Origin of the sequence: Synechococcus sp. R55.7 (genome assembly GCF_047461955.1) — a bacterium.
Classification (GTDB): Bacteria; Cyanobacteriota; Cyanobacteriia; order Thermostichales; family Thermostichaceae; genus Thermostichus.
Window position 1 is genome coordinate 1 of record NZ_JANSIC010000099.1, and the last position, 8041, is coordinate 8041.

Below are 8041 nucleotides of genomic sequence, written 5' to 3' on the forward strand. Positions count from 1 at the left end.
GGTTACTTTGCGGAACCGAAATAGCCATTAAACTAAGCATGTTGGCCGCGGCTATCTGAATGCTGCTTGGATTCCGCACCCGCTTAGAGCTGAATAACCGGCAGAAGACCCTAGCCGCTCAGCACGCTGGGGTAGCCCGTCACGCCTACAACTGGGGCCTGGCCATCTGTCGGCAAGCCCTGGAGAACCGGCAGAAACTCCCCACCGCCATTGACCTGCACAAGCGCCTGGTAGCCGAGGTTAAGAAGGAAAACCCCTGGTACTACCAGGTCTCCAAATGCGCTCCTCAGCAGGCATTACGCAACTTGGAGCAAGCCTTTAAGCGCTGGCGGGGTGGGTTGGGGAAGTTCCCCCGTTTCAAACGCAAGGGAGTGCGAGACAGCTTTTACCTAGAAGGCAACATCCGCATTTCTGGCGACCGCATCAAGGTGCCTGTCTTTGGTTGGCTGCGCTGTGCAGAGCTGCTTCCGGCGACCACACCCAAGAACGTGGTCATCAGCCTTCGCGCTGGGCGTTGGTACATCTCCTTCAAGTACGAAGCTCCAACACCCCAGGTGGAGAAGACCGGAGAGGTGGTGGGAGTGGACTTAGGTATCCATCACCTGGCCACCTGTTCCGACGGGGAAGTATTCGAGAACCCAAAGCCCTACCGCAAGGCGAGGAAGCGTCTGGCCAGACTGCAACGGCGGCTGAGTCGCAAGCAGAAGGGATCCGCTAACCGTAAGAAGGCGGTGGTGCAGTTAGGCAAGGCCCATAAGCGGGTGGCAGACATTCGGCAAGACAATCTGCACAAGCTAACGACTTACCTGGCCAAGAAGTATCGGGTGGTGGTGATTGAGGGCTTGCAGGTGAAGAACCTGCTCAAGAACCGCAAGCTGGCAGGAGCGCTGTCAGACTGTGGGTTCTACGAGTTTCGGCGACAGCTAGAGTATAAGGCCCGGCTCTACGGCTGTCAGGTGGTGGTGGCGGATAGGTTTTATCCGTCCAGCCAACTGTGTTCAGGGTGTGGGCACCGACAGAAGATGCCACTGCAGGAAAGGGTGTTTTGCTGCCCGTGTTGTGGTCTGGAGCTAGACCGCGACTTGAATGCAGCCCTAAACCTGTTGCGGTGGTACAGAACTACCCCAAGCTCTGGGGGAAGTGACGCCTGTGGAGACTCCTCTGGCGGGGTGGTGGGGGTGAACTCTGCCGCTAGTCATGGGTCGCTGAAGCAGGAAGAAAGCAGCGATGCTGGGCAAAGTTCTGTTTTGTTCAGCGTTGCATAAGTCTTTCGGAGCGGACTTCTTCGGGTCAGGCAGAGGTAGCCGAGGCAACCGGTTGAGTGGATCCTGGATTTCCGGTCGCGCTGGCGTAACCTGGCGCAACATAGCCTCCCACCCCACTTCTCTCCCCCATCGCCGATGGGCTATTCCATCAACAGGCCCAAGTCCAGGTGAGGCTGCCACAGATCGGCCAGGCGCTCCAGCAATTGCTCCCGCTGCTGAGCATAGTGGCCCTCCAGATCCGGCAAGGGATCCCAGCCTTTTTGTCGGCGCAGCCAGTTCAGCCATTGTCGCCGCCACAGGTGGTTGTCAAACAGGCCATGCAGATAGCTGCCCCAAATCCGACCCGTGGGATCCCGCCAGCCCAGGTTCTCTTGCTCGAACAGCGGCAGGCAACCAGAGGGATCCGCCTGGGTGGATCCCTGATGAATTTCGTACCCCTGGATGGGGGCCAGGGCAGGCCATCGGCTTTGGGTCTGTACCTGCTGGGTGACCTTGGTGGGTTGTAAAACGGTGGTCAAAGGGAGAAAGCCCAGCCCTGGGTAGGTGCCGGCGATCCCCTCCCAGCCTTCGGGATCGGCGATGGTTTCTCCCAACATTTGCAGTCCGCCGCAAATGCCGACGATATGGCCGGAGTATTGGCGCAGTTGCTCGGCCAGGCCGGTCTTTTGCAACGCGAACAGATCGTTGAGGGTGGTTTTGCTGCCGGGCAGGATGACCACATCCGGGGATCCCAAACTTTGGCCGGGGTGAACCCAGCGCAGATGGACGGTGGGCTCCGCCAACAAGGGGTCAAAATCCGAGAAATTGGCCACCTGGGGCAAACGCACCACAGCAATCTCCAGGCGCCCTTCCCTCAGGGCTTGGCCACCGGCCCGGTCGCGGCGATCTTCCCAAAGCAGGGGGTTGGCTGCAATTCCCATCGAATCCTCTTGGGGCAGAACCCAGTCCACCCAAGGCAAGACCCCGACAACTGGGATCCCGGTGTAGTTTTCCAGCCAATCCAGGCCGGGCTGCAACAGTTCCCGCGAGCCCCGAAACTTGTTGATGACAATGCCCCGGATCAGGGCCCGTTCTTCGGGTTCCAGCAGTTGGAGCGTGCCCACCACATGGGCCAGCGCCCCACCTCGGTCGATGTCTGCCACCAGCCAAGTGGGGGATCCCAAATGCAAGGCAACCCGCATATTTGCCAAGTCCCGATGTTTGAGGTTCACCTCTGCTGGGCTACCTGCCCCCTCGCAAAGGATCCAGTCGTACTGCTGTTGTAGGCGAGCAAGGGCTTCTTTGACCGCTTGCCAGGCCGGCGCAAACCAGCGCTCGTAATACTCTCCGGCGCGGTAGGTGCCCACCGCCACTCCGTTCAAGACGATCTGGGAAGTCAGGTTGCCCTGGGGCTTCAGAAGGATTGGGTTCATCTCCACCGCAGGGGGGATCCCGGCAGCCCAAGCTTGCAGAGCCTGCGCGTAGGCAATCTCCTTGCCGTCTGGGGTGACATAGGCGTTGAGGGACATATTCTGAGCTTTGAAAGGGGCAACCCTTTTTCCCGCTTTCTTGAGAATGCGACAAAGGGCTGTTACCAGCAGGGTTTTGCCCACATGGGAAGAAGTTCCCACCACCATCAAGGATCGACCTGAACAGCTCACCCCGGATCCCTCGCCCTTGGTTTCTGGTTGTTGCCATTCTCCCCGCGGCCAGTCCTGCCAAGCCAGGGCCTCCGTTGGCAAAAGCGACCCCATGATTCCTCAGTTCCCCAGAGCAACGCGCCCTGCTGATGCCAAGAGCCGAAACCCCAGGTCTGCACGGGATCCCAAGGGCTTGCGCCTTTGTGCTCTCGGTTGGATTTTAAGCTGGGGCAGATGGATTCGAACCACCGAATGGCGGGACCAAAACCCGCTGCCTTACCGCTTGGCGATGCCCCAATTCACATTGCTTAACCGGCTTAATTAATTTAGCGATGCAGCTTTAGATCTGTCAACGGTTGCGGTGGCTTCCTGTGTCGTGGGGAAGCTGAAGCTCTTCGCCAAGGCCAGGGCCGATGTCAAAGGGGTTCACAGGGAGAATGCGGGCCACCTCGAAGAAATAGGCGCGGATCTCTGGCCCGAAATAGATGACATCTCCGCTCCTCAGGTAGTGAGTGGCCACCCGCGTGCCGTTGACAAACACCCCATTGGTACTGGACTGGCCCTTGCGGTTGCCGTCGATCAGGCAATAGGTAAACCCTGTCCGGTTGGACTTGGTGGGCACCCGCACCAGGTAAGCGTGGTGACGCGAGACAAACCGATTGACGATCTGGATGGCGTTGGAGGGATCCCGTCCAACCGTGTAGATACTCTCCCGCAGGATGTAGCTGCAGGGCCGGACAGGATGGCAGATGGACAGGGTGAACTCCGGATGGGATACCGGCCGTTCAGGGACTTGATCGAACAAATCCGCCGGCAGATCAAAGCCCTGGCTGGGAAGAGGACTTTTCCCGCCAACCTCTGTGATGGAGGTGAAAAAATCGTCGTAGCTATGTGGCAAAGGTCTTCCCCCCTCAACGCTCAACGCCATTTACAGCAGCTTGGCTTTCCAAATTCAAAGTCTTATCTATAGTTCCCCAAAACCCTACTGCTTTCAAAGGAACTCTGGTCTTGGCGGGCTGCCGGAAAACCCACAAGCCCCAGTGTACTGTACTATACACTATAGGCAGTCTTGGAGATACCCCCTTTCCCCGGAAACTGGGCTTGGGCTCAGGTTGGGCCCATTTTGGTTTTCAGGAATCCCTTGGGAGCCTCAGCCTTCGCGGGCTATCCTGAGTAACAGATTCTTGAGGTAGGGGTGTGACAGAGGCCCTGCTGCGTCGGTTGGATGTGGCCACAGAAGCTGCCCTGGAGGCAGGAGCTTTGCTGCGCAGTTATGTGGGGGGCACCCTCGCCATCGAGGAGAAACGTCCGGGCGACTTGGTGACGGCGGCGGATCGCGCTTCTGAGGATCTCATCTTAAAAATCTTGAGGCGGCACTTCCCCGAAGATGTCATCTTGACCGAGGAATCAGGCCAGCAGGGATCTCCGGAGGGCGCCTACGCTTGGATGATCGATCCCCTAGATGGCACCACCAACTTTGCCCACGGCTACCCTTTTGCCGCCGTCTCCATCGGTTTGCTGCAGGGGCGGGAGCCGGTTTTGGGGGTTGTTTGTGACGTTTTTCGCGGGGATCTGTTTCGCGCCGTCCAAGGAATGGGGGCCACCCGCAACCGTCAACCCATTCGAGTCTCCACAACGGCTGAATTGTCTCGGAGCCTGCTGGTTACCGGCTTTGCCTACGATCGTCGCGAAACCCCCGACAACAACTACGCCGAGTTTTGCCACTTTACCCATCTCACCCAAGGAGTACGGCGGGGCGGATCTGCAGCTCTGGATTTGGCCTATGTGGCCACCGGTCAGTTGGATGGCTACTGGGAGCGGGGCCTCTCCCCTTGGGACATTGCCGCAGGGATCGTTCTGGTGCGGGAGGCAGGCGGCAAGGTGACTGCTTACGATGGCGGCCCGGTGGATGTTTACAGTGGCCGACTGTTGGCCAGCAATGGCTGGTTACACGCTGCTCTGCAAGAAGAACTGGCCCAGGTGCGGCCTTTGCCGGTCTCCTTTCCCATGCGGCGGGATCCACGCCCAGCCTATCAGAACCGGGAAAGCTCCCCAGTTGAGTTGAATTGAAGACAGAAGTAGCTGACGAATAATCGAGGAATAATCAAGAAGATTCCAAGAACCCTATGTTGGGCAGGGTAGATAGGAGATGGGTTAGCGGACTCCCCGGAAAACAGCGACATGGCTGCCGGGCGGCACAGTTCGGCCTGGCTCTCCTCTTGGGAGCGATGGCCCTTGGGGTCGCCACTGCTGGCCCCGGCTACCCTCAGCCGGCACAAGGGAAAGTCGCCCCCACCGAGCAGGCACAGCCCCCTGATTCCCGTTGGGCCGAGATCCAGGCCCGGGGGCGCATTCGGGTTGGCTTGGATCCCAGTCTGGGGCCGGCCTATCTCTATACCGACTTGGAGCGACAAACCTACGCCGGCTTCGAGTGGGATATCCTGGAGGCGCTTGCCCAAACCCTTCAGGTGCAGGTGGATCCCATCTACGTGGCCTGGAGCGAGCAGTTGGCGGCCTTGCAAGCGGATGAGGTGGACTTGATCTGGGGAGCGCGGGAAGCTTTGGGCTTGGATCCGGAGCAGTTTCTGGCCACCCGGCCCTACTATCTCAGCCCGCAGCGCTTGGTGGTACGGGATCCCTCCCCCACCTCTGGGCCAGAGGAACCGGCCATCGAGACACTGTCGCAATTATTTGGCCGCAAAGTGGGCATTGTAGTTAACAGTACGGGGGCAGCCCTGCTGGAGGCGTACAACGAGAGGAGAGGCAACGCCATTCGTCTCTTTGCCACCAGCAACCCTGAGCGCTTGTTTGCTCAGCTACAAGCCGGCCAGTTGGATGCCGTGCTGGTTGATCAGCCTGTTGCTGCCCTAAACCTGCGCCAAGCTGGATCCCGGCTGCGCCTGGTGGGGCCGCCCTTGTTCCCCATGCCTCTGGTGGGAGTGGTATCCTCTCAGCATCCTTCCCTCAAGGAAGCTGTGGATGGGGCGATTTCCAGCCTGATCGAAAACGGAACCTTGCAGCAGATTTTAGAGAAGTGGCAACTATGGGATCCAACTCTAATGTCCCCCGCCTCAACCGAGGACTAGCCCGCTACGAGACTGACCATTTCGCCATCTTAGGCGTGCCCCTTACCGCCGACTCCAAGGGGATCCGGCGCGGCTACCTGCAGGCGGCCAAGGCCCTCCACCCGGATCGGTTTGTGGGGGATCCCGAAGGTGCAGAGCGCGCCAACATCCTCTTTGCCAAGCTGGTCAACCCGGCCAACGAAGTGCTGACCAAAGAGCGGGAGCGAGGGGAATATGAAACGGTGCTCAAAATGCGGATTAAACGCCTTTTGGAGACACCGCCCCCCGACCTTTGGCCCTCTGGGGAAGCCGTCAAGGGCTTGGCCGAGCGCCCCGATTGGCAAGAAGAGTATGTCAGGCGGGTGGAGAAGCTGGCCAAAGAGCAATACAGCTCCATGGAAACCCTGCTCGAGAAAACCGAGCAATTGAGCGAGCTGAACCTGGCCTATTTGTTGCTCAAGGCCGGCTACCAGGGGAGCCTAGCCCCTGCCTCTAGAACCACTACCGCGACCGGGATCCCAACCCCTTCCCCCAGCCGTACCACTGTGGGTGGGATCCCAGCCTCCCCCGTCGTTGCTCCGCCCAGCCGTCCCCCTGTTCAGCCCGTTCCCACCCCACCTCCGGCTCCCAAGCTCAGCCCTGCGGAAACCCGCTTTATCCAAGCCTTGGACATGATCGAGCGCAAGCAATACCGGGATGCGGTGCAGTATCTGAACTTCGCCATCAGCGCTGAGCCCAACGTGGCCCGCTACTACCTGCACCGGGGCATTGCTCACCTGAAGCAGGGGAATGCTGGCATGGCCAAAGCAGACTTTATGCAAGCCAGTCGCCTAGAACCTGCCAACGCCGAGTTGATGGCCGAGGTGCGCCGCTGGCTGCAGCAGGTCACCACTCAACAGCCCGTTCCCGTCCCCAAGGACTCTGTCCCGCCAACGCGAGTGGCCAGCCGTCAAACGTCACAGGCTCAGAAAGTGGTGCCGCCTCCCCGCAAAGAAGACAACGGCGGGTTCTTGAGCCGCTTCTTCGGCAGGAAAAAGTAGGCAGAGCCCCCCTTAACGCGCACCCCCTAGCACCAGCAGCGTGACCAGGGATCCCGTATTCCAGAGGCTGTGCAGTAGGATGGGAGCCAGCAGGTTGCGGCTGTGGCTGTACACCACCCCCAGCACCACCCCCAGCATGGTCAAAGGCAGCAGATCGGAAAGGTTGAGGTGGGCAAGGGCAAAGGTGAAGGCGCTAAGCCCAATGGCGGCCCCCATAGGCAGGTAGCGGCTTAGAGTAGGCAGCCAAAAGCCCCGGAACAGCACCTCCTCAAAAACAGGGGCACAGACAGACACCACGGCCAAAAACACCAACCGCGCCCCCCAACCATGGCTATCCAGCAGCAGGGGCAAAATGGGATTCCCACCCCCCGCCTGCGGTAGCAGCAATTGCGAGAGTGCCGCTGCCAGCACCACCAAAGGCAAGGCCACCCAGTAGCCACACAAGCCCCACAGCAGCCAAGGACCCCACAACCGCACCTGCAGCACCCTCTGCCAGCCGGGGTAGGCGTGCAAGAGACGGTACAATAACCCTGCCCCCAGCAAAGCGCCGGAATTGTAGGTGAGAAACAGGGCTACCGCCTGCTGCCAAGGGCTGAGCTGCCGTGCCCCCAGGCCGAGGATGATGATGTAAAGTCGAGGCACCAAAGCGTTGAGGGCGATAAACCCCAAAAACCAGCCGGTCAACACCGCTTGCGCCCCGATCCCCGGCCAAGGCACTTCCCAAGCAGAGCCCAGAAGCGGACGTTTGCGCCAAAGGCTCCAGCCCAGCCAGCCCAACAAGAGCATCAACCCCAGCAGTGCCCCCAGCACGGGGATCCCGCCCACCACCGCCAGTCGAAATAGAGCCGCCAAGGCCAATTTTTCCTGCTGTTGGTTGAGGGCATTTAGGCTATCGCTGCGCTGCTGCAGTCGGTAAAGCTGTTGCAGAGCCACCGCCTCAAACCAACCATCCAGATGATTGCGAATCTGCACCTCCGCCTCTGGCAAGATGCGCCGCGGTGTTCCCCACAGTCCCTGTAGAACCTGGGCTGCTCTCTTTTGACTCGATTCCA

At 59.8% G+C, this 8041-nt stretch carries 7 protein-coding genes and 1 tRNA gene; 4 read left to right on the forward strand and 4 right to left on the reverse strand.

What is annotated here, in order from left to right; translation table 11 throughout:
- The first annotated feature begins 59 nt into the window (after nucleotides 1-59).
- Complete coding sequence (locus tag NW820_RS06880; protein ID WP_414407061.1) at nucleotides 60-1265, forward strand: RNA-guided endonuclease InsQ/TnpB family protein; 1206 nt, start codon at nucleotides 60-62, stop codon at nucleotides 1263-1265.
- Nucleotides 1266-1405: 140 nt separating this feature from the next.
- Here the strand turns inward: NW820_RS06880 and NW820_RS06885 are convergent, their stop codons facing one another.
- The 3 genes from NW820_RS06885 to NW820_RS06895 form a co-directional block, all read right to left on the reverse strand.
- Nucleotides 1406-2881, reverse strand: a complete 1476-nt coding sequence (locus tag NW820_RS06885; RefSeq protein ID WP_414407067.1) for a cobyric acid synthase — start codon at nucleotides 2879-2881, stop codon at nucleotides 1406-1408.
- A gap of 228 nt (nucleotides 2882-3109) precedes the next feature.
- Nucleotides 3110-3181 (reverse strand) — tRNA-Gln (locus tag NW820_RS06890).
- 52 nt (nucleotides 3182-3233) lie between these two features.
- Nucleotides 3234-3812 (reverse strand): FHA domain-containing protein, encoded by a 579-nt coding sequence (locus NW820_RS06895; RefSeq protein ID WP_414407062.1) that lies wholly within the window; start codon nucleotides 3810-3812, stop codon nucleotides 3234-3236.
- A gap of 269 nt (nucleotides 3813-4081) precedes the next feature.
- Between NW820_RS06895 and NW820_RS06900 the strand changes: the two genes are divergently transcribed.
- The 3 genes from NW820_RS06900 to NW820_RS06910 all read left to right on the forward strand — a co-directional run bounded on the left by NW820_RS06900 (nucleotide 4082) and on the right by NW820_RS06910 (nucleotide 6989).
- A complete protein-coding gene (locus tag NW820_RS06900) occupies nucleotides 4082-4954 on the forward strand; it encodes an inositol monophosphatase family protein (protein WP_414407063.1) in 873 nt (290 codons plus the stop codon).
- A gap of 158 nt (nucleotides 4955-5112) precedes the next feature.
- Nucleotides 5113-5970: an ABC transporter substrate-binding protein gene (locus NW820_RS06905; protein ID WP_414407064.1), complete on the forward strand. Its 858-nt coding sequence runs from the start codon at nucleotides 5113-5115 to the stop codon at nucleotides 5968-5970.
- Nucleotides 5928-6989 (forward strand): DnaJ domain-containing protein, encoded by a 1062-nt coding sequence (locus tag NW820_RS06910; protein ID WP_414407065.1) that lies wholly within the window; start codon nucleotides 5928-5930, stop codon nucleotides 6987-6989. The genes NW820_RS06905 and NW820_RS06910 overlap by 43 nt, the downstream gene beginning before the upstream one ends.
- A 12-nt stretch (nucleotides 6990-7001) precedes the next feature.
- Here the strand turns inward: NW820_RS06910 and NW820_RS06915 are convergent.
- On the reverse strand, nucleotides 7002-8041 hold a 1040-nt coding region (locus NW820_RS06915), incomplete at its 5' end, for a lysostaphin resistance A-like protein (RefSeq protein WP_414407066.1).